Origin of the sequence: Psychrobacter sp. 28M-43 (assembly GCF_014770435.1) — a bacterium.
Classification (GTDB): Bacteria; Pseudomonadota; Gammaproteobacteria; order Pseudomonadales; family Moraxellaceae; genus Psychrobacter.
The window spans coordinates 1,191,685-1,212,351 of the sequence record NZ_CP061739.1; the positions used below are offsets into that span (position 1 = coordinate 1,191,685).

General features: G+C 43.6%; 17 protein-coding genes. 11 read left to right on the top strand and 6 right to left on the bottom strand.

The annotated features are described in order from the left end of the window. Window positions 1-100 precede the first annotated feature (100 nt). Both ilvD and IEE84_RS05120 read right to left on the bottom strand, forming a co-directional pair. Window positions 101-1,987 (bottom strand): dihydroxy-acid dehydratase, encoded by a 1,887-nt coding sequence (gene ilvD, locus IEE84_RS05115; RefSeq protein WP_191115091.1) that lies wholly within the window; start codon window positions 1,985-1,987, stop codon window positions 101-103. Between the two features lie 220 nt (window positions 1,988-2,207). Beyond that, window positions 2,208-3,020, bottom strand: coding sequence for a hypothetical protein (locus IEE84_RS05120; protein ID WP_224737907.1), 813 nt, complete (start codon window positions 3,018-3,020; stop codon window positions 2,208-2,210). A gap of 233 nt (window positions 3,021-3,253) precedes the next feature. Between IEE84_RS05120 and IEE84_RS05125 the strand changes: the two genes are divergently transcribed. From IEE84_RS05125 to dusB, 3 genes are all read left to right on the top strand, one after another. After that, window positions 3,254-3,694 (top strand): HIT family protein, encoded by a 441-nt coding sequence (locus IEE84_RS05125; RefSeq protein ID WP_191115092.1) that lies wholly within the window; start codon window positions 3,254-3,256, stop codon window positions 3,692-3,694. Between the two features lie 310 nt (window positions 3,695-4,004). Further along, on the top strand, window positions 4,005-6,050 hold the full coding sequence (locus tag IEE84_RS05130; RefSeq protein ID WP_191115093.1) for a BCCT family transporter: 2,046 nt from the start codon (window positions 4,005-4,007) through the stop codon (window positions 6,048-6,050). Between the two features lie 121 nt (window positions 6,051-6,171). Then, a complete protein-coding gene (gene dusB / locus IEE84_RS05135) occupies window positions 6,172-7,203 on the top strand; it encodes a tRNA dihydrouridine synthase DusB (protein WP_191115094.1) in 1,032 nt (343 codons plus the stop codon). A gap of 79 nt (window positions 7,204-7,282) precedes the next feature. Here dusB and IEE84_RS05140 read toward each other — a convergent pair whose 3' ends face one another. Further along, on the bottom strand, window positions 7,283-7,684 hold the full coding sequence (locus IEE84_RS05140; RefSeq protein ID WP_224737909.1) for a DUF1622 domain-containing protein: 402 nt from the start codon (window positions 7,682-7,684) through the stop codon (window positions 7,283-7,285). A gap of 220 nt (window positions 7,685-7,904) precedes the next feature. Between IEE84_RS05140 and IEE84_RS05145 the strand changes: the two genes are divergently transcribed. The 5 genes from IEE84_RS05145 (at window position 7,905) to IEE84_RS05165 (ending at window position 12,774) form a co-directional block, all read left to right on the top strand. Then, window positions 7,905-8,792: an SDR family NAD(P)-dependent oxidoreductase gene (locus IEE84_RS05145; protein ID WP_191115095.1), complete on the top strand. Its 888-nt coding sequence runs from the start codon at window positions 7,905-7,907 to the stop codon at window positions 8,790-8,792. Window positions 8,793-9,103: 311 nt separating this feature from the next. After that, a complete protein-coding gene (locus IEE84_RS05150; RefSeq protein WP_191115096.1) occupies window positions 9,104-10,141 on the top strand; it encodes a DUF1852 domain-containing protein in 1,038 nt (345 codons plus the stop codon). A gap of 54 nt (window positions 10,142-10,195) precedes the next feature. Continuing rightward, a complete protein-coding gene (locus IEE84_RS05155) occupies window positions 10,196-11,224 on the top strand; it encodes a methionine synthase (RefSeq protein ID WP_102090954.1) in 1,029 nt (342 codons plus the stop codon). Window positions 11,225-11,329: 105 nt separating this feature from the next. After that, window positions 11,330-11,845: a flavin reductase gene (locus tag IEE84_RS05160; RefSeq protein ID WP_191115097.1), complete on the top strand. Its 516-nt coding sequence runs from the start codon at window positions 11,330-11,332 to the stop codon at window positions 11,843-11,845. Window positions 11,846-11,958: 113 nt separating this feature from the next. Further along, a complete protein-coding gene (locus IEE84_RS05165) occupies window positions 11,959-12,774 on the top strand; it encodes a sulfite exporter TauE/SafE family protein (protein ID WP_191115098.1) in 816 nt (271 codons plus the stop codon). Window positions 12,775-12,920: 146 nt separating this feature from the next. Here the strand turns inward: IEE84_RS05165 and IEE84_RS05170 are convergent, their stop codons facing one another. The 3 genes from IEE84_RS05170 to lipB all read right to left on the bottom strand — a co-directional run bounded on the left by IEE84_RS05170 (window position 12,921) and on the right by lipB (window position 15,152). Next, window positions 12,921-13,385: a hypothetical protein gene (locus IEE84_RS05170; protein WP_101205393.1), complete on the bottom strand. Its 465-nt coding sequence runs from the start codon at window positions 13,383-13,385 to the stop codon at window positions 12,921-12,923. 157 nt (window positions 13,386-13,542) lie between these two features. Further along, window positions 13,543-14,073 (bottom strand): inorganic diphosphatase, encoded by a 531-nt coding sequence (locus IEE84_RS05175; RefSeq protein ID WP_191115099.1) that lies wholly within the window; start codon window positions 14,071-14,073, stop codon window positions 13,543-13,545. A gap of 239 nt (window positions 14,074-14,312) precedes the next feature. Next, window positions 14,313-15,152 (bottom strand): lipoyl(octanoyl) transferase LipB, encoded by an 840-nt coding sequence (lipB, locus tag IEE84_RS05180; RefSeq protein ID WP_191115100.1) that lies wholly within the window; start codon window positions 15,150-15,152, stop codon window positions 14,313-14,315. Between the two features lie 406 nt (window positions 15,153-15,558). Between lipB and IEE84_RS05185 the strand changes: the two genes are divergently transcribed. From IEE84_RS05185 to IEE84_RS05195, 3 genes are all read left to right on the top strand, one after another. Beyond that, window positions 15,559-17,043 (top strand): coniferyl aldehyde dehydrogenase, encoded by a 1,485-nt coding sequence (locus IEE84_RS05185; RefSeq protein WP_191115101.1) that lies wholly within the window; start codon window positions 15,559-15,561, stop codon window positions 17,041-17,043. A 453-nt stretch (window positions 17,044-17,496) separates the two neighbouring features. Next, window positions 17,497-19,425: a glycine betaine ABC transporter substrate-binding protein gene (locus tag IEE84_RS05190; protein WP_191115102.1), complete on the top strand. Its 1,929-nt coding sequence runs from the start codon at window positions 17,497-17,499 to the stop codon at window positions 19,423-19,425. A gap of 85 nt (window positions 19,426-19,510) precedes the next feature. Beyond that, complete coding sequence (locus IEE84_RS05195) at window positions 19,511-20,422, top strand: ATP-binding cassette domain-containing protein (protein WP_191115103.1); 912 nt, start codon at window positions 19,511-19,513, stop codon at window positions 20,420-20,422. Window positions 20,423-20,667: the final 245 nt, after the last annotated feature.

Below are 20,667 nucleotides of genomic sequence, written 5' to 3' on the forward strand. Positions count from 1 at the left end.
CAAAACGACAGCTACGTTGTTTTTTGGTGAAAAAAAAGCCTGCATTACGCAGGCTTAATATATTTTTATCAGTATGTTTGGAGCATTGATAGCTTACAGACTAGCGCTCCACTTGGCTCACGTCACGTACGGCGCCAGTATCAGCACTAGTGGTCATAGCCGCATAAGCACGTAATGCTGGTGAGACATGACGATCACGGTCGACAGGCTTCCATGCATCACGTCCACGCGCTTCCATGGCTTCTCGGCGAGCGGCTAAGTCTGCATCGCTTACTTTCATGTTGATGGTACGATTTGGGATATCGATATGAATGCTATCGCCTTCCTCAACCAAACCAATCGCCCCGCCTTCAGCAGCTTCTGGGCTAGCATGGCCAATTGATAGACCTGATGTACCACCAGAGAAGCGACCATCTGTCAGTAGGGCGCATTCTTTACCCAATCCTTTTGACTTCAGATAAGTCGTTGGGTACAGCATCTCTTGCATACCAGGGCCGCCTTTAGGGCCTTCGTAGCGAATGATGACGACATCGCCTGCAACGATTTGATCAGCCAATACCGCAGCAACCGCATCATCTTGTGATTCAAATAGACGTGCACGACCAGTAAAGGTCAAGATGCTTTCGTCGACGCCTGCGGTTTTGACCACGCAGCCACGCTCGGCGATATTGCCATATAGTACGGCTAAGCCGCCATCTGTAGAATAGGCGTGTTTGGCGCTACGGATACAACCTGACTCACGGTTGACGTCGAGGTTTGACCACTCTTTTGATTGTGAGAATGCTTCCGTGGTACGTACGCCACCAGGTGCTGCAAGGAAGCGTGCGCGAGCTTCATGATTGTCAGGGCTCATGATGTCCCATTTGTCGATGGCTTCTTTCATCGTTGCGCTATGGATAGTTGGCACGTCAGTCTTTAGTAACTCGGCGCGATCAAGTTCGGCCAATAATGCAAAGACACCGCCAGCACGATGCACGTCTTCCATATGGTATTTCTGTGAGGCAGGCGCTACTTTTGCAAGGCAAGGCACACCGCGACTCAAACGGTCAATATCAGCCATCTTAAAGTCGATCTCTGCTTCATTGGCTGCAGCAAGTAGATGCAAGATGGTATTGGTTGAGCCGCCCATAGCGATATCTAGACTCATGGCATTTTCAAAAGCAGCTTTGGTAGCGATAGAGCGTGGCAGCACAGAGTCATCATCTTGCTCATAACGACGCTTGGCTAATGAGACGATCGTACGACCAGCTTCTAAAAATAGCTCGCGGCGCAATGAATGAGTAGCTAGCAGTGAGCCGTTACCTGGTAGTGCTAGGCCTAAAGCTTCGGTCAAGCAGTTCATCGAGTTAGCTGTGAACATACCAGAGCACGAACCACAAGTAGGGCAGGCTGAAGCTTCAATAGCAGCGACGTCTTCATCACTGATGCTATCATCAGCAGCGTCCATCATTGCATCGACTAGGTCAAGTTTGCGAACGGCACTGCTGTCACTACTATCCGTATTATGGCTCTTACCAACGGTACTGGCTAAGATTTTGCCTGCTTCCATTGGGCCACCTGAGATAAACACCACTGGAATGTTAAGGCGCATGGCGGCCATCAACATACCCGGAGTGATTTTGTCACAGTTAGAAATACAAACTAGTGCATCTGCACAGTGAGCATTGACCATATACTCGACAGAGTCAGCGATCAAATCGCGGCTTGGTAGCGAGTACAACATACCGCTATGGCCCATCGCAATACCATCATCGACCGCAATGGTATTGAACTCTTTTGCAACGCCGCCTGCTTGCTCAATCTCACGGGCGACCAGTTGTCCAAGGTCTTTTAGATGCACATGGCCGGGTACAAACTGGGTAAAAGAGTTAGCAATCGCAATGATTGGCTTGCCAAAGTCGCCGTCAGTCATGCCGGTTGCACGCCATAATGCGCGCGCGCCTGCCATATTACGACCGCCGGTAGAGGTTTTTGAGCGATAATCCATGTGATATTCCTTACAAATAGGCGGGGTTGTTAAAATGTGCACCCTCAGTTTTAATAGGGATAGTGTGCTTTTTATAGAGAGTGAGTACTAGTGAATAATACTAATTCGTTACCATACCATTAGATATGAATAACTAAAAACAATATGCTAATAACAGTGAATTAATAATAACGAATTAATAATCACAAGCGATGAGCAAAAAAACAGTTATTCAAAATAGCTATTCAATACGTTCTAATATGGCTTTGTCAAACCAAGGAAGATCAGCTTTGTCTGCTTCTAATTTCACAATAGCTGCAAGCGCATGAGTAGCCAGTAGCTGTTGGTAATCACTACTAGCTTCAATCGTCAACAGTGACTCGGCAGGTAGTGCTTGCGTATTAGGGTTTAACTCGTCAACGCTAATTAATGTCTGATTATTATTCTTATAAAGGACGTCTACACGACCAAAAAACTGCCAGTTTTTGAACGCTGCCGTAATTGCATCTGGTGCATCTTTGGTATATACCTGCTGCGTCTCTTTACCCGTATTGGTCCAATGTAGCCTTACGGCCAATTGCAATGCCTCACTAAATACGACCAACGAGCCGATAATTTTTACATGCCAAGGACTGGTCAGCAGCTCCTCGTCAATGCCAATTAATTTGGCAGCCTCATGAGCCGACATGGGTGTATTGAATTGAAGCAGTAACTCAGGAGTGAGCGGGTGCGTTTGTTTGATCGCATCATCTAAACTGTCATAGTGATACAAAAAAGGCAATGGCAAATCTTGCGTGACAGTCTTCTTTATAATTTTACAATTGTGTATCTGCCAGCTGATGACTTTATCAGTCAATGCTTCTGCTAATATGATAGCGCTTGGATCGATGGTTTGAGTAGTATTGACAGGCTCAGTACTAAGTTGCTCTAAACCAGTACTATCAGGCACAGAGACATTTGATCCAGACGTTTGGGCATTGTCATTGAGTGTTGAAGACGGGTCGCCATTATCTAGGCTATCTAATCTATTGGTCGGCAAAGTAGGCAAATCCATAAACATAGCGTTGTTAAAATAGAGGGTTAATATAACATTTTAAGGGCATGACTCGCCAATAAATTAGTGAGCTAGCATGGTTGGAATATGGCTTGATATTTTTCAAATTCGATTGTCATACTGACTTGTACTAAAGTCATATTTCGTCCACTATATGACAGATGCTTTTATCTATTTTGGATAGCTATTAAGCTATTCAATAACTAATAATAAAACTCTTAAAGGAAAAAATAATGACTGAATTGAATCAACAGACTGCTTATGACGACAATAATATTTTTGCCAAAATGTTAGATGGTGATATTCCGTATCACAAAGTATATGAAGATGATAAAACGCTCGCCTTTATGGATATCATGCCGCAAGCAGAAGGTCATGTATTAGTAATACCGAAGCAAAAAGCGGTAGATTTGGCAGATCTTGAGCCAGAGTATGCTGCTGCGGTATTAATGACCTCTAAAAAAGTTATGCAAGCCCAGCGTCAAGTGTTTGAGCGTGAAGGCGTTATCCAAATGCAGTTGAATGGTTCACAAGCAGGTCAAACAGTCTTTCATTATCATGTGCACCTCATTCCATCAAGTATCCATGAATTGGGTCGTCATGCAGTGACCCAAGCCGATAATAGTGATTTGGCAGATATTGCGCAGAAGTTGGCGGCAGTGATTGATGCCTAATTAGGAAACAGAGTGGTTCTGTTTAGGTACAAAAAATATTGGTATTTACGAATTAGCGAGCATTTATAGGTTATAAACTACTAAAAAAATATATATACAATCAAAAGGCAGCTAGCAAGCTGCCTTTTTTATTTTCTTGGTAATAGTCATGTAACATTCGTTAAAGTCATGTTACGAGTTGAACGCTTGTCTAGGGTTTTGGAAAAGAGTGTGATAATTATTATAACCATTCACACACATTTTCTAATCTTTGCCTTAATTAAAATTTTTTATAAAAAGGCATCGTCAACTTTTGAGGATATTATCTTTCATGAGTAAATTACCTCGTTCGACCATTTTATTACCAGTCTTTGTACCTGCAGCCATTATTATGCTGCTATTGGTCATTGGTACGGCGATTAATCCTGAAGCAGCGGGTGCTCTGTTTAGTGATGTGCTTAGTTTTACGACTGAGACATTCGGTTGGTTTTATATGCTGGCAGTGGCACTGTTTTTGATGTTCATTATTGTACTGGCGTTTTCGTCTTATGGCAGTATCAAACTAGGCCCTGATCATGCTGAGGCGGAGTACGGATTTCTTGAATGGTTTGCCATGCTGTTTTCGGCAGGTTACGGGATTGCGCTACTGTTTTATGGGGTAGCGGAACCAGTGATGCACTTTTCCAGTCCGCCAATGTCAGATCCGCAGACTATCGCCGCGGCAAAAGAAGCGATGCAAATTGCGTATTTTCATTGGGGTTTTCATATTTGGGCGATTTATGGTGTCGTTGGTTTATCACTAGCTTATTTTGCGTTTCGTCATGGTCTACCACTATCAATACGCTCGACGCTGTACCCGATCATCGGTGACAGGATTCATGGCCCTATCGGTCATACGGTTGATGTGTTTGCGATATTGGGTACGATGTTCGGTATTGCTACCAGTCTTGGCTTGTCGGTGTCGCAAATTAATGCAGGACTCAATTATCTATTGCCAGATATCATTCCAGTGAATACGACCGTACAGGTGATTGCCATTGCCTTGGTGACAGCCGCGGCACTAGTATCGGTATTGGCAGGTATGGATAAGGGCGTAAAACGCTTATCTATTTTAAATATGCTATTGGCAACTGCGCTGATGCTGTTCGTATTTGTTGTCGGCCCGACCATTTTTATCTTGAATGCCTTTATGGAAAATACGGGTAGCTATTTGGGTAATATTGTCGAGCGTACCTTTAGCTTGCAGGCATACGAGAATAGCAATTGGATCGGCAGCTGGACTTTATTTATTTTTGCATGGACGATTGCATGGGCGCCATTTGTGGGTCTGTTTATCGCCAAGATTAGCCGTGGTCGTACTATTCGTGAGTTCGTGTTGGGTGTGATGTTGGTACCGACCTTCTTTACATTCTTTTGGTTTTCGGTGTTTGGCGATACCGCACTACACATGATCATGGTCGATGGTTATACCTCATTAATCAGTGAAGTACAAAACAACCAAGCGATTGCTTTGTTTAAACTGTTAGAGAATCTACCGTTTACTGAATTTGTGTCGTCATTGACCATTTTATTGATTATTACCTTTTTTGTGACGTCATCGGATTCTGGCTCATTGGTAATCGACTCGCTAGCGGCAGGTGGTCGCAGTGATACACCATGGTGGCAGCGTAGCTTTTGGGTAGTGACTGAAGGTGCTGTCGCAGCAGTATTGCTACTTGCAGGTGGTTTAGAAGCCCTACAAACAGCGGCTATCGTTAGTGCGTTACCATTTGCGATTATTATTCTTATTTCAATGTTTGGTATGTGGCGTGCGCTGCGTATTGAAGGACATCGTAATCAAAGCCTTGGTAATGATAACAGACTGCCACCGCATCTACTCAAACCGTCTGCATGGCGCGAGCGTATTGATTATATGACCGATAAGCCAACGCGTGAAAAGGTTCTTAGCTATATTAAAGAAGTAGTTATGCCTTCGATGATGGAGGTGTCGTCCAAATTTGCAGAAACTGGCTGGACGACTGAGGTCAACTATGACGCGGTCAATAACCGTGCGGTGCTTGAGTTACAACGTGGTGACGATGTCGAGTTTTGGTATGAAGTTCGCTTATCTGAGCATGATGCGCCTGATTATTATACTGAAGACAGCGCAGATACCTTGCCACAAGAGCACCATCATCGCGCTGAGGTGTATCTACGCCGTGGTGGTCAGACCTATGATTTATACGGCTACAAATCTGAATCAGTGATTAATGACATCATTGATCAGTTTGAGAAGTATTTACATTTCCTCAATGTATCGCCTGATAGTCTACCGTGGCGCATGCAAGAGCATGATGATGACATCACGCTAGAGCAGGGCAGTGTGCTTGATAAATAATGCATGGGATGTATTAAAAACGAGTAATGCTTATGCAAGTTATTCACGTGAATAGCTTGCATTATGTGCACGAATCCTTAGAATAACGGCTTGTTTTCTTTACAAATCAAGCCGTTTTCTTATGTCTATTGATTCTCCCATTTCACCTTCGTCCTCGACTTTGTCTGATCATCCATTGTTGCAGCCATTGAACATAGGTGGCCTGACGATTGAAAATCGTTTGATGGTCGCACCGATGGCAGGCGTGACAGACAATCCCTTTCGCCGATTGTGCAAGTCATTTGGTGCAGGTCATGCGGTCAGTGAAATGATCATCGCTGATACGGCCCTTTATGCGCGCAAAAAATCCTTATACCGTGCCAATTTTGACAATGAGATTGCGCCTATTTCGGCACAGATAGCAGGTGCTGAACCGGACAAATTAGCTGAAGCGGCCCGTTATCAAATTGATAATGGTGCACAGATTATCGATATCAATATGGGCTGTCCGGCCAAAAAGGTCTGTCGTAAGCTGGCAGGCTCTGCATTGTTGCAAGATGAAGATTTGGTCGCGCGATTACTAGATGCAACGGTCAATGCCGTTGATGCGCCTGTCACGCTAAAAACACGTCTAGGCTTTGAAAACGGTCGTGAAAACATCTTACGAGTCGCCAAGCGTGCTGAGCAGGCCGGCATTGCAGCGATTGCTATTCATGGACGTACGCGTGAAGACATGTATACAGGCAATGCACGCTATGAGCTAATACGCGAAGTCAAAGAAAGCATCAGTATTCCTGTCATTGCCAATGGCGATATCGACAGCGCACAAAAAGCCCAACACGTCTATGAGATGACAGGCTGTGATGCAGTGATGATTGGGCGTGCTGCACAAGGGCAACCATGGATATTTCGCGATATTGAGCACTTTTTGCGTACAGGCGAGCGTCTAGAGGCACCGAGCGTTAGTGAGATAAAAGAGATCGTACTGGCCCATTTGCAAGAGCTTTATGATTTCTATGGAGAGTACTCAGGCTGCCGTATCGCTCGCAAACATATTGCATGGTATACGACAGGTATTCCAAACTCTAACGCCTTTAGACAGGCGATGTATGGTGAAGAAAGCACGGTTGGGCAATTCAAAGTGGTCGAAACTTTTTTGCAGGCGCATGAGTAGCAATTGCTTAAATCTTGTTTTATAAACCGGTGCTAATCATGTCTATGCATCGCTTTTTGATGGCATTTTTGTCCAACAGCTATGCTTTGTCAATTGGCACAGTATGATTGTCCGTATCAGACTGTTTGTCAGGCGCGGATTTCTTGCTCTGCCAAGGGAATCGACCTTCTAATTCAACCTGTAATGATAAGCTTAAAAAGGTTCGAATCAGTACGATAAAACCTAGCACTAGTACGCTGCGTAGCGACGGATCGGTGACGACAGTAGCCACGATATCAGCGGCAATCAGTACTTCTAACCCCAACAATATAGACTTGCCTACGGTCTGTCTGATCTCGATGTAAGTATCATTATTGAAATGACCAGACGCTCGAAAAGCTCTATATAAAGCAAGAAATAGCCCAAAAAACATAATGAGGACGCCAATGACTTCGATCATTTTGGCAATTAAGTCGATATAGTGAGTTAGTGTGTCTATCAAAGCAGGTACTCCTCATAATTAATCAAAAAAAGCTTAACACTTAGTACTTAGCACTTAACAATAAGCTAAAAATGTATTTATAAATATTTATGTTGACGACAAAATTTGTAAAGATCCCGTCAGCTAACGCCCACTATGGTTTTGTTCACTCCATACGACATTTTTTTGCTATGCTATAACCGAATACCAATAACTATAGAATAAACGAAAAGGACTTTTTATGGCCAATCTCTCGAAAAAAGCAATTACCAAAGCTGTCAAAGGTAAGAATATTATCATCACAGGTGCTTCAAGTGGTATCGGTGAGCGTACGGCTTTTTTGCTCAGTGAATGTGGCGCGCATGTTATTTTACTGGCTCGTACTGAAGATAAGCTAAAAATGGTCAAAGAAAATATTGAAACACTTGGCGGCGCGGCTAGCTACTATCCATGCGACCTTACCAATATGGATGAGATTGAAAAAACCAGTGAAAAGATTTTGGCTGACTTTAAGCATGTCGATGTACTAATCAACAATGCAGGGCGTTCGATTCGCCGTTCAGTGCATGAATCGGTCAACCGTTTTCATGATTTTGAACGTACCATGGAGATTAATTATTTTGGCGCCGTCAAAATCATTCTTGGTTTCTTGCCAACGATGATTGGTCGCCAGACCGGTCAAATCGTGAATATCTCCTCAATTGGAGTATTGGCAAACAGCCCTCGTTTTTCAGCGTATGTCGCGTCAAAGGCTGCCTTAGATGCATTTAGTCGCTGTTTGGCTGCTGAAGTCAAAGGCGATAACATCAAAGTAACCAATATCTTTATGCCACTTGTACGTACCCCGATGATTGCGCCAACCAAGCTATATCGCTACATGCCAGCACTGATGCCTGATGAAGCAGCGATGATGGTCGCAAAAGCTATCGTTCATAAGCCAAATAGCATTGCGAGTAATATGGGTAAATTTGCATCGGCGACTTATTCACTGGTACCAGCCTTTAACGTTGGCGTTCAGTCCATTGGTTATCGTATTTTCCCAAGTTCGACCGCCGCACAAACGACTGATAGCAAGCCTAACCTTGCTCAGCGCGCCTTTGCCAAAATTCTTCCTGGTGAGCATCACTAGAGTCGGTTTGTTATCAGGCTCAAATTTGAATAAGAAGGATACTACGGTATCCTTTTTTTATGCCTCAAAAATATGCTTAAGCAGTATAAGAATCTTCTTCGCCACCAGTATGTGAAAGGCTTAATTATGCGATGAATAAATACTCAAAACTTCCTCTATTAAGTTTCCTTTATATATCTAATTTTTAGGAAGATGAATAAAATTCATCTTATGTTTAAATTGTATCGTTTTTATTCATGTTTAGATTTCGGTATGATTCACCTCATACACAGATTTGGTTTTATCTCAGATAAATAAGGTAGCGGATCACCATGAGTAAAGAATTCAATTGTTCAATTAAGCACATTCGTTTTGACGAAAACTATCAGCCTGCAGATAGTACGCGTTTGACGACTAACTTTGCAAATTTGGCACGCGGCGAGCACCGCCAAGAGAACTTACGCAAAACGTTAACCATGATTAATAACCGCTTCAATGCATTGGCGTATTGGGATAATCTGACAGCAGATCGTTATTCTGTTGAAGTTGATATCATTTCTGTCGATCTGGATGTTAAAGGCAATGGTCAGACCTTTCCTATTATCGAAACGCTAAAAACAACGATTGTGGATCACAAAGAAAACAAGCGTATCGACGGCATGGTTGGCAACAGTTTCTCATCTTACGTGCGTGATTATGACTTTAGTATTGTGTTACCAGAGCATCGCGACAAAAACCTAGCATCCATAACGCCAGATAATTTTGGTGAGTTGCACGGCAAGCTGTTTCAATATTTATTGAATTCAGAGGCTTACAACGCTCATTTTCACAAAAAACCTGTGATTTGCCTGAGCGTGTCAACCAGCAAGACTTACTACCGTACTGTCAATCAGCATCCTGTATTGGGCATTGAATACAAGCAAGATGAATACTCGTTGACCGACGACTACTTTCATAAAATGGGCTTAACGGTACGTTATTTTAAGCCTGAAGGTAGCGCCGCGCCATTAGCATTTTATTTTGCAGGGGACTTGCTCAGTGATTACACCGATCTTGAGCTGATTAGTGCAATCAGTACTATGGAGACCTTTCAGAAGATTTACCGTCCTGAGATTTACAATGCCAACTCAAGCGCTGGTCAAGTGTATCAACCTAGCCTGAATTACCAAGACTATTCATTGACGCAAGTAGTTTATGACCGCGCTGAACGTAGTCAAATGGCAGTAACCCAAGGTAGGTTTACCGAGACGCATTTTATTAAGCCGTATCAAACAATCCTTGAGAAATGGGCTGCAAGCTATGATGTAACAGGCGATACTGCTGAAAAAGAAGCTGCTGATAAAGAAACGGCTAGGAAGCAAGCCGCTTAACTGAGCATCACTCATCAACATAATAAAAAATAAATTAATTAGAAGATAAATTGTATGAAACTACTATTACCGACGTCTACCGCTGGCAGCTTACCAAAACCTTCTTGGCTAGCAGAACCCGAGAAAATTTGGTCACCTTGGGCGTTAGAGGGCGAGCAGTTGCTTGAAGCCAAGCAAGATGCGCTACGCGTATCATTGCAAGAACAACAGCATGCAGGGATTGATATTGTCAGTGATGGCGAGCAGACCCGTCAGCATTTTGTGACTACATTCATCGAACACCTTGATGGTGTCGACTTTGAGAAGCGTGAGACGGTCAAAATCCGTAATCGCTACGATGCGAGCGTGCCATCAGTCGTTGGTGCGGTGAGCCGTCCAAAGTCAGTGTTCGTTGATGATGCCAAATTTTTACGTCAACAAACCGATCAGCCAATCAAATGGGCGTTGCCAGGGCCGATGACGATGATTGATACGTTATATGACGGTCATTATAAAAGCCGTGAAAAATTGGCTTGGGAATTTGCTAAAATCCTGAATCAAGAAGCAAAAGAATTAGAAGCGGCTGGCGTCGATATTATCCAGTTTGATGAGCCTGCATTTAACGTGTTCTTTGATGATGTGAACGACTGGGGTATTGCAACTTTAGAGCGTGCCATTGAAGGCCTAAAATGTGAGACAGCTGTCCATATTTGCTACGGCTATGGCATCAAAGCCAATACCGATTGGAAAAAGACACTGGGCTCAGAGTGGCGCGAATACGAAAAAGCATTTCCTAAACTGCAACAGTCGAAAATCGATATTATCTCACTGGAGTGTCAAAACTCACGTGTACCCATGGATCTGATTGAGTTGATTCGTGGTAAAAAAGTGATGGTCGGTGCCATTGATGTGGCAACCAACACTATCGAGACACCAGAAGAAGTGGCAGATACGCTACGCAAAGCGCTACAATTTGTCGATGCTGATAAGCTATATCCTGCGACCAACTGCGGTATGGCACCTTTGTCTCGCCAAGTCGCACGTGGTAAGCTCGCGGCATTAAGCGCTGGTGCTCAAATCGTTCGTCAAGAACTGACTGCTTAGAGTTTAGCCGTTTAGGAAATTCTATTTAAAGAATTTCCTTTGCAAAACTAAAATTGAAGCACAATTTTTTAACGTTATTTTTTAACGTTTCTCGGGATTGAAGCAATGATTAAAGATAGGATTGACGCGACCGACTTTAGAGATGCCATGTCTTTGCTAACGACTGCGGTCAATGTGGTGACCACAGCAGGTGCAACGGGCGTACATGGGTTTACAGCATCGGCAGTATGTAGCGTCACAGACACACCGCCGACATTACTTGTCTGTATGAATCAAACGTCTCGGTCACATAGCTACTTTCTGGAAAATAAGATTTTAAGTGTCAATGTGTTAGGCGCGCAACATGAGCAGCTGTCCAATGCTTTTGCATCTAAACTGTGTTCAGAAGAACGGTTCGAATATGGTTCTTGGACACAATTACAAACAGGCGCTCCTGTGTTAGAAGATGCCTTGGTCAGCTTTGATTGCGAGATTGAACAAATTCAAGAAGTCGGCACGCATAGCGTCTTTATGTGCCGCGTTGTCGCCATCAATCAGGCTGAGCCACAAGGCGGCACTGATGAAGGGTTGGTTTACTTTAACCGTGCCTATTCTAGAGTTGGGCAAGTAGAGCTTATTTAATCCAACATCTATAATCCAACACCTAAGCATATGGACTATTGCTCGTTCAACATTAAGCAGTCATTTAACTATAATAATCATCTCATTAAATCTAAATAAGAAGTAACTATTCTGTGGAATTAATAACTTTTTTAATAATAGGGGCGCTAGCAGGATTTGCTGCAGGGCTATTTGGAGTGGGCGGTGGCACTATTATCGTACCACTGCTATTTATTGTCTTTACGCAAATGGGTTACAGTCCTGACACTATTATGCATTTGGCCTTGGGTACTTCACTGGCAACCATTATTGTCACATCCATAAGCTCGCTCATGGCGCATAACAAAAAGGGCGCAGTCATGTGGCCTGTCTTTAAAAATCTGACGCCAGGCTTAGCAATAGGCTGTTTTTTAGGAGCAGGGATCGCAGGTCAGATATCTGGGTTGTATCTGCAGCTGATTGTTGGTGTGTTTTTGCTTTGGGTCGCTTATAAAATGTTTATGGGTGGTAAAAAGAAAGCGAATAGCGAAGCTGGCAATGTCCATATAGCTTTACCTTCGAAGCCTAAGCAGCTAGCAGCAGGGGCGGGTATCGGTATCGCTTCTGCTATTTTTGGCATTGGCGGTGGTAGCTTAACCGTACCTTATCTCACGCGTTACGGTGTGGTTATGCAAAAAGCCGTTGGAACCTCAGCCGCTTGTGGCTTACCTATCGCCATTGCAGGTGCGCTAGGATTTATGTTCTTTGGCATGCAAGCTCAAGTCGACGTGCCCAATACGATTGGCTTTGTTCACATCTATGCTTTTTTAGGCATTAGCATTATGAGCTTCTTTACCGCCAAGCTAGGCGCAAAAGTCGCTCACGCATTATCGCCGCAGTTGCTGAAAAAATGCTTTGCAGTACTGTTGACCGTCGTAGGCTGTTACTTCTTATATAAAGGATTGCTCTAAGTAATTTGAGATTAATTGACACTTGAAAGGATTCAAAGGCAGGTTTTCAATGAACTATTCGACTAGCTACATTCTTAAATTATAGCTAGTCGGTATGCAGTTTTATAGAAGGTATGTTGATTCAGTCCTTTATTTAGCTAAATCACTTAACCAAATACTCGCCATAATATCCAAAATATTCCTATCATCAAGACAGCAATCACAAGCAGTCGTTTTAGCCAATAAGGCAGTAGGGGTTTCTTGTAGCCTAAGTCATTCAACTGACTATCGACACCATCTTGCAGCCCCTTAAACCCTTGACTCTGTTTGGTGGTTTTAACACGGTTTTTTACCAATGGTCCAGGCTCGTCTTCCTCTTGCTCTCTATCAAAGCTGATGGCCTGATTTGGAATGCCTTGTTTGCTAGCGATGGTATTGAGCTTCTGTTGTTGCTTTACTTTCAGCTGGGTCTCATAAGCATCAATTCTACTTTTGGCTTCATCCATACTGATGTTTTCGTCTGCCGCCAAAGTTTTAATGGCCATTACTAGGTTGTTTTTTTCGACCATCATAATGACGTCTCTTGGCAACTTGGTATTGACCGGTTTTGCGCTAGGGTCGGGGTTAAACATGACTGTCCTTATTACGGCGTATAAGTGTGAATGAGTTATATGCTCATTATAACCATGTTAGATAATCAATGTTCAAGCAAAAAAATACCGCGGCCACTATGGTGACTGCGGTATTTTATGATTTATCGTTATTGGCATTTTTGCCAATATTTGATAATTATAGATCTTTCCAGCGTTGGATAGACTCTTTGATAACTTCTTTCGCTTCTGCGACATCGCCCCAAGATTCAACAACCGTCGTACCAGATTTTTTCAGGTCTTTGTAATGGCTGAAATGGAACTCTAACTGGTTGATCAACTGCTTTGGTAGGTCTTCTAAGCTGTTGTAAGCATTACCTGTGTCACGATCATCAGCAGGGACAACAACGATTTTGTCATCTACTTCGCCATCATCAACAAACTTCATCACGCCGATAACTTTTGCTTTTAAGAAAATACCAGTCGGTAGTGGCTGCTCAGTCAATAGCAATACGTCAAGCTCATCGCCGTCTTCGTCAAGTGTTTGTGGGATGAAACCATAGTTGCAAGGTTTGGCAAAAATCTGTGGGTCAATACGGTCAAGCTCAAATACTGCTAATTCGCGATTCCACTCAATTTTATGGCTGCTACCAGCTGGGATCTCTACTACTACGTTGATGATGCCGCCGTCTACGTCGCCTGCGTCCAAAATTTTGTTAAAATCTGCCATAAAATGCTCCAATTTGCTTTTGTTTTAAATGTTTGAATAAGGGGTTGAGCTAGGGATACAGCAAGGATAGTTGCTGCGTCCGATTTGTACTGCATGCGATTATAGCAAGTTTGTACTGAATTTTCTCTTAATGCTTAAGTCTAAGCGTGCAAGATATTATGCAAAAAAAGATTATGCAAAAAAAGATTATGCAAAAAAAGATTATGCAAAAAAAGATTATGCAAAAATAGGCTCAAAATTTACTTAGGCGCGATAGCTCGCAACTCAATCAGCCCAGCATGACGCTTGGCGATGTTATCAATAAGTTTTTGAGTGACTGTCTCATAGCTGAATGAATCGCTCATTTGCTGCTCGGTCTGCGTCTCTGGCTCTGTTTGCTCTGAATCTGTCTGCATGGCTACAAAGTCAGACAGTCGCAACATTTGCATGCCGGCATAGCCACAAGGGTTGATGGCGTTAAATGAAGATAGGTCACAATTTAAATTAATCGCAATACCATGGTAGCTAAAGCCATGTTTAATCTTAAAGCCTAGCGAGGCCATCTTGCCAAGCATAATCTTATTATCAAGAGAGTTATCATCTGTAGAGGTGCGGTCATCTGCAACGGCAGTATCTGCATATAAGTAGACACCAGGAGCATCGCGGCGCGCATGAGCACTGATATTGTCACTATTAGACGGTGAGCTACGCAAACAGTCATTGATGACGTCTTCTATCGCTTGCTCAGCATGGGAGACAAGATTGCGCACACTCCATTTGAGGCTGTCCAAGTCAAACAACCAATAGATAACCAACTGCCCATGACCATGCCATGTCACCTGACCACCGCGATCGGTCTTGATGATAGGCGTGTCAGTGCGCTGTAATATGTGCTCTTCTTTACCTGCCTGTCCAAGCGTGTAGACATCGTTATGATCGACAATCCACAATTCATCAGGCGTACGCAGCCCTTGTTGTTTTTTTAGATCAATACGTTCAAGGGTGCGTGCCAGCATCGCATCGAGAGTAGGGACATAATCGGCCGCGGATAGAGATTTTCTGACAAGCGTATCATTAAGGGGTTGTGTGTCATTTTGCATGAGAGTATCTGTCTTATTATTATCAAGTTTAAAATAAATAATGCTCATCGGTAGTGTAGCAGTTTTGGTGACTATCGCCCAAAGATATATATTGTCGTAATGTCTGCAAGTGGTGTAAATGTTAATGGTCAACAGCTAACAATGGACGACGAAATAATAAGTATAGAACAGTGGTAGGTCGCTTATAAAGGTACTGCTAGTACAGACGCAGTAGTTAACCAAAGGTGCTGTTCATTGCTCAGCCGATGCGCTACATTAAAGTGTGATGAATGGAATCTGATGAAATTTATAGTCAGAGTAGGTTATCAAAGAGTGCACCTGACTAGAAAGATAGAGCCTCTAACCCAATATAGTATAGTGACTACAAACCTTATGACTATTACTATGATTATGACAAGGAAGACAAATGACAGATAGCAACCAAAGCGTCCATGAGCAGGCAGTGACCGAAACAGGTTTTGCGCTGCAGCGTGCGCCTGAAGCCCTAAGTACGGCGACGACTATCGATGAGATGAAAGCGCAATTCTCACGCTTGCAAATGTTAAGTCGCACCCAGCCAATCAATGATTGGGGCACTCGTACGACGCAGCTAGACAATCTAGAAGTGATGCTTAGTGACAACCAAGAGAGTTTTGCAAAGGCGATTAGTGCAGACTTTGGCTATCGTAGCCAGTCAGAGACGCAGTTCGCTGAGTTGTTTCCTAGCTTTACTGGTATCAGCCATGCCAAAAAACACGGTAAAAAATGGATGAAGGCACATCGTGCGCCTATCTCAGCGCTATATATGCCAGCCCATAATGAAATCCAGCCTCAGCCATTGGGTGTGGTCGGTATTATGGTGCCTTGGAACTATCCGTTATTTTTAGCAATTGGCCCGATGATAGATGCAATCACCGCAGGCAACCGCATTATGGTCAAAATGAGTGAGGCTGCGCCGCAATTTGCTCAAACGTTTGCTGATGCCATTGCTCGTTATTTTTCGCCAGATATGATTTGTGTGGTACTCGGTGAAGTTGAGATTGCCGCCGCCTTTAGTGAGCTACCATTTGACCATCTGCTATATACCGGATCGACTGCGGTGGGCAAAAAGGTCATGGCAGCCGCTGCGCCTAATTTAACGCCAGTGACGCTTGAGCTTGGTGGTAAATCACCAGTGATTGTACTGGATGATGCCAATCTAGAGTCTGTCGTCAATCGAGTGATGATGGGTAAGACACTAAATGCGGGACAGACGTGTATTGCGCCAGACTATGTCTTGATTCAGCGTCAATATCATGACCAGTTTATCCAACTCGCAAAAGAGTGGATGACCAAGCATTATCCTGATATCAAAGAAAACCCAGACTATTCTCGCATTATCAACGGTGAGCAGTTCAAACGGGTAAAAGGCTATCTAGATGCGCTAACAGGCGGCGAGGTACATGCGTTAACTGCCGTTGAATCTAATATAGAGACCCGTTTAATGCCGCCAGTCATCGTCAGCGAGCCTGCACCTGACAGCGACCTCATGCAAAATGAGATTTTTGCCCCGATTTTGCCGCTGATGCATTATGAGACGCTTGATGATGCCATTTACTTTGTAAACTCGCGTCCACGCCCATTGGCGCTATATGTGTTTAGTGACAACTACAGCAGTATCGAAAACGTGCGTAACAATACGGTCTCGGGTGGCTTATGTATCAACGAAGTTTTGATACATGTGGCTCAGCACGACTTGCCGTTTGGTGGCGTGGGTGACTCTGGTACTGGTGCGTACCATGGTAAGGCTGGCTTTGAACGTCTCAGCCATATGAAGCCGATTTTTGTCCAAACTAAGCTCAATGGCTTGAATTTATTATTGCCGCCTTACGGTGGACTGTTTAAAAAGGCGATGGCGCTGTTTTTGAAATAACTGTTCTTGAAAGAAAGGTCTTTAAGATAACAGCTCTTAAAATAATTGTCTTTAAAGTAACTATTTTCGAAGTAAACGTTTTCTAATAGCTATAGAAAGTAATAGTGACCTTTTTAATCGATATCATAACCAATAGCACCTATCCAGATAGGTGCTATTTTTTTGTCTAAAATATGACTTCTCAAATATAAATTTCTAAAATTAAGAGCGACTTGTCATAAGAGCTTTATCAAAATTATCGTAAATTTATCTAATGCGTTAATCGACAAATAAGCGTTTGTCATCACTTCTATAAATCGCTACACTTTGTAGTAAGTCTAAACAACAGTAGATAGTAGCTGAATGGTCTAGAGCCAGTATTGGTAAACTTGATATAGCGACGTTCAGCTATTTTTTAGTTCTATTGTTTTGATAGTGATTTCATGCCGATACAACATAATAATAGGAAAGAGTATGCGCCAATGGATTGCATTAAGCTTGCTGTGGATGAGCGTGATACTACTGCCTGTATCGGCGTCTGCAGCCTGCAACTCGCCGATTAAATTTGGAGCGCTAACCTGGGAGAGTGGGCAGTTTACCTCCGGCGTACTCAGACATATCTTAGAAGATGGATACGGTTGTACGGTAGAGGAAGTACCAGGAGCAGGGCCTGCACTTGATACAGCGCTATCACAGAACGATATTCAGGTCATCGGGGAGCAGTGGGTTGGTCGCTCGCCAATCATGGAAAAAGCCATTGAACAAAATAAAGTAGCCATCATCGGCGATACGCTAAAAGGTGGTGCAACTCAAGGCTGGTATGTCCCGCGATACGTCTTGGAAGAAAACCCAGGACTTCGCAGCTATCAAGATTTGCCTAAATATACTGAGCTATTTAAAGACCCTGAAGATCCTGGTAGATCACGCTTTATGAACTGTCCCTCTGGTTGGACGTGTGAGATTTTTAACACACGTTTGCTAAAAACCACCGGTCTAGACAGCCTTTTTAACAACGCACACCCTGGTACGGGTGCTGCTCTCGATGCCGAAATTGCCTCCGCTTTCGAGCAGCATAAGCCACTGTTGTTTTACTACTGGCAACCCACTGGGCTAATGGCAAAATATGACCTTGCGCCGTTAGAGTTCCCAGCTTATGAGGATGCTTGCTGGCAAAATCTGCTGCTCGCTGATGGTAAGATGGATTGCGTTTCAGGATTCCCAGTGTCACCGTTAGGTATTGCTGTTTCTACCCCGTTTGTCGAATCTAATCCTGAACTAGCAGCTGTCTTTAAAAAGGTGCAATTTACCTCTGATGAGCTCAACGCTGCTATCTTGGAGATGAGCGAAAGTAAACGCACTGGCGATGAGCAAGCCATGGTTTTTTTGCGTGACAACCCAGAGGTTTGGCAAGCATGGTTATCCGATGAGGCCGCTACCAATCTCGCTAATAAGTTAGGCCTTAACTCAACGGGTGCTATCTCTACTGGTACAACTGCATCTAGTATGAATGCGTCAGCGCTCGCTTCAAGCTTTCCTTCATGGTCGCTTGAGACCCCGCTTAATAACGCCTTAGCAAATCTTGTCCAAAACTATGGTGACGTATTTCGTACTATTAGCACGATGGCGCTTACTTATCTGCTATTACCTATTGAACGATTATTAACGGTTATCCCGCCTTGGCTGATTATTGCATTTGTGACTGTGCTTGGCTGGCTTGGTGTCCGCAAGATTTGGTTCGCGCTGGCATGTGGTGCAGGGCTATTTTTGATAGGTGCTTTTGGCTTATGGGGCGCACTGATCGATACTTTAGCGCTGCTTATCGTATCGGTACTGGTCACGGTCGTGATTGGTATTCCTATTGGTATTGCCATGTCAGGCAGCAAACTGCTACGCAAGATTGTGACGCCAGTGCTAGATATCATGCAGACCATGCCAAGTTTTGTATATCTCATACCAGTGCTAATGCTGTTTGGTATTGGTAAAGTGCCTGCGTTATTCGCAACCGTGATTTATGCGTTGCCGCCCTTGATTCGTCTGACGACATTAGGGATTACACAAGTCAATCATGAAATGGTCGAGGCAGGACGCTCTTTTGGTAGTACGCATTTACAGCTACTTCTCTGGATTAAATTGCCACAAGCGTTGCCCAGTATTATGGCAGGTATCAATCAGGCTGTGATGATGTCGCTTGCCATGGTGGTATTGGCCTCAATGATTGGTGCTCCTGGGCTTGGTGAAGATGTATTGCAGTCTATCCAAACGCTCAATATCGGTCAGGGTCTACAAGCAGGTACGGCCATCGTTATCGTTGCCATTATCATTGACCGTATCACGCAAGCATTCGGTCAAGGTAAGCGTACCCGTCAAAAAACTATAGAAGCTGGCAGACGTCCGATTGGGTAGAAGGTTATCTGGTGGTATACAACCGACCCCATGGTAATCGACCGAAGCCCTGATAATAAAAACCACGTGAATAGTGAGAGCACCGATGAATCATATTCAACTAAAAAATATCAGTAAGATTTATAATGCCAGTAGTACGCAAGCACAGTCTGCATTGGCATTGCTGGCTGAGGGTATGGATAGCATCAAAGTAAAAGAGCAAACGGGCTATTCAGTGGGTCTGTATGATATCAATCTAGATATCAAGGCAGGCGAGTTGCATTGCATCATGGGTCTGTCAGGCTCTGGCAAGTCAACGCTGATACGCCATATTAATCGTTTGATAGATCCAACCAGTGGCGAGATATGGGTAGATACTGCTCTGAATAGAGAACATGCGACTCACACAACAGCTGATAGGCAATCAGCGACAGCTAATATGAGTACGGTAGTAGAAGAAAGCTCTGCTACGGCTATTAATATTTTAGCGCTCAACGATAAGCAGTTGCAGCATTATCGTCAGCAGACCGTCAGTATGGTTTTTCAGCATTTCGGCTTAGTGCCGCACATGACGGTCATACAAAACGTCGCTTATGGGCTGCGTGTTCGAAAAATGAGCGCAAACGAGCGACATGAAACGGCACGACATTGGCTCAATGAAGTCGGTCTATCGAATTTGGAAAACAGCTACCCTGATGAGTTGTCAGGGGGTATGCAGCAGCGTGTTGGTCTGGCTCGTGCCTTAGCGACGGACAATCCAATTCTACTAATGGATGAAGCATTCTCTGCGCTTGATCCGCTTATTCGCGCTCAACTGCAAGACCAATTACTCGAATTGCAAGAGCGATTGAACAAGACCATCGTATTTATTACCCATGATATCGATGAAGCTGTCAAAGTAGGTCAGCGTATCAGTATGCTAAATGGCGGTCGTCTTATACAAACGGGGACGCCAAACGAGTTACGGCATAATCCTGCTGATGATTATGTGGAGCAGTTTATGAGTGCAAAAGCGTAAGCCGTGTTAACCATCCATGAATAGGTTGTCTGGATAGACTTATACGATGTTTTTATGAATGGTTTAAATAATCGCAATCGTTTTACTGGCTTTTCACTGTCATTTTACGGTAATCAAAAGTGAACTCTGAAATAAATACCAAACTTCGTTATACTGAACGGTTTATCGATGGCTCATAATGAATGAGCGTGTATTGTTTATCGTCCACATATGATGTCGCTTTGTCTATCAAATGACGTTTGTTT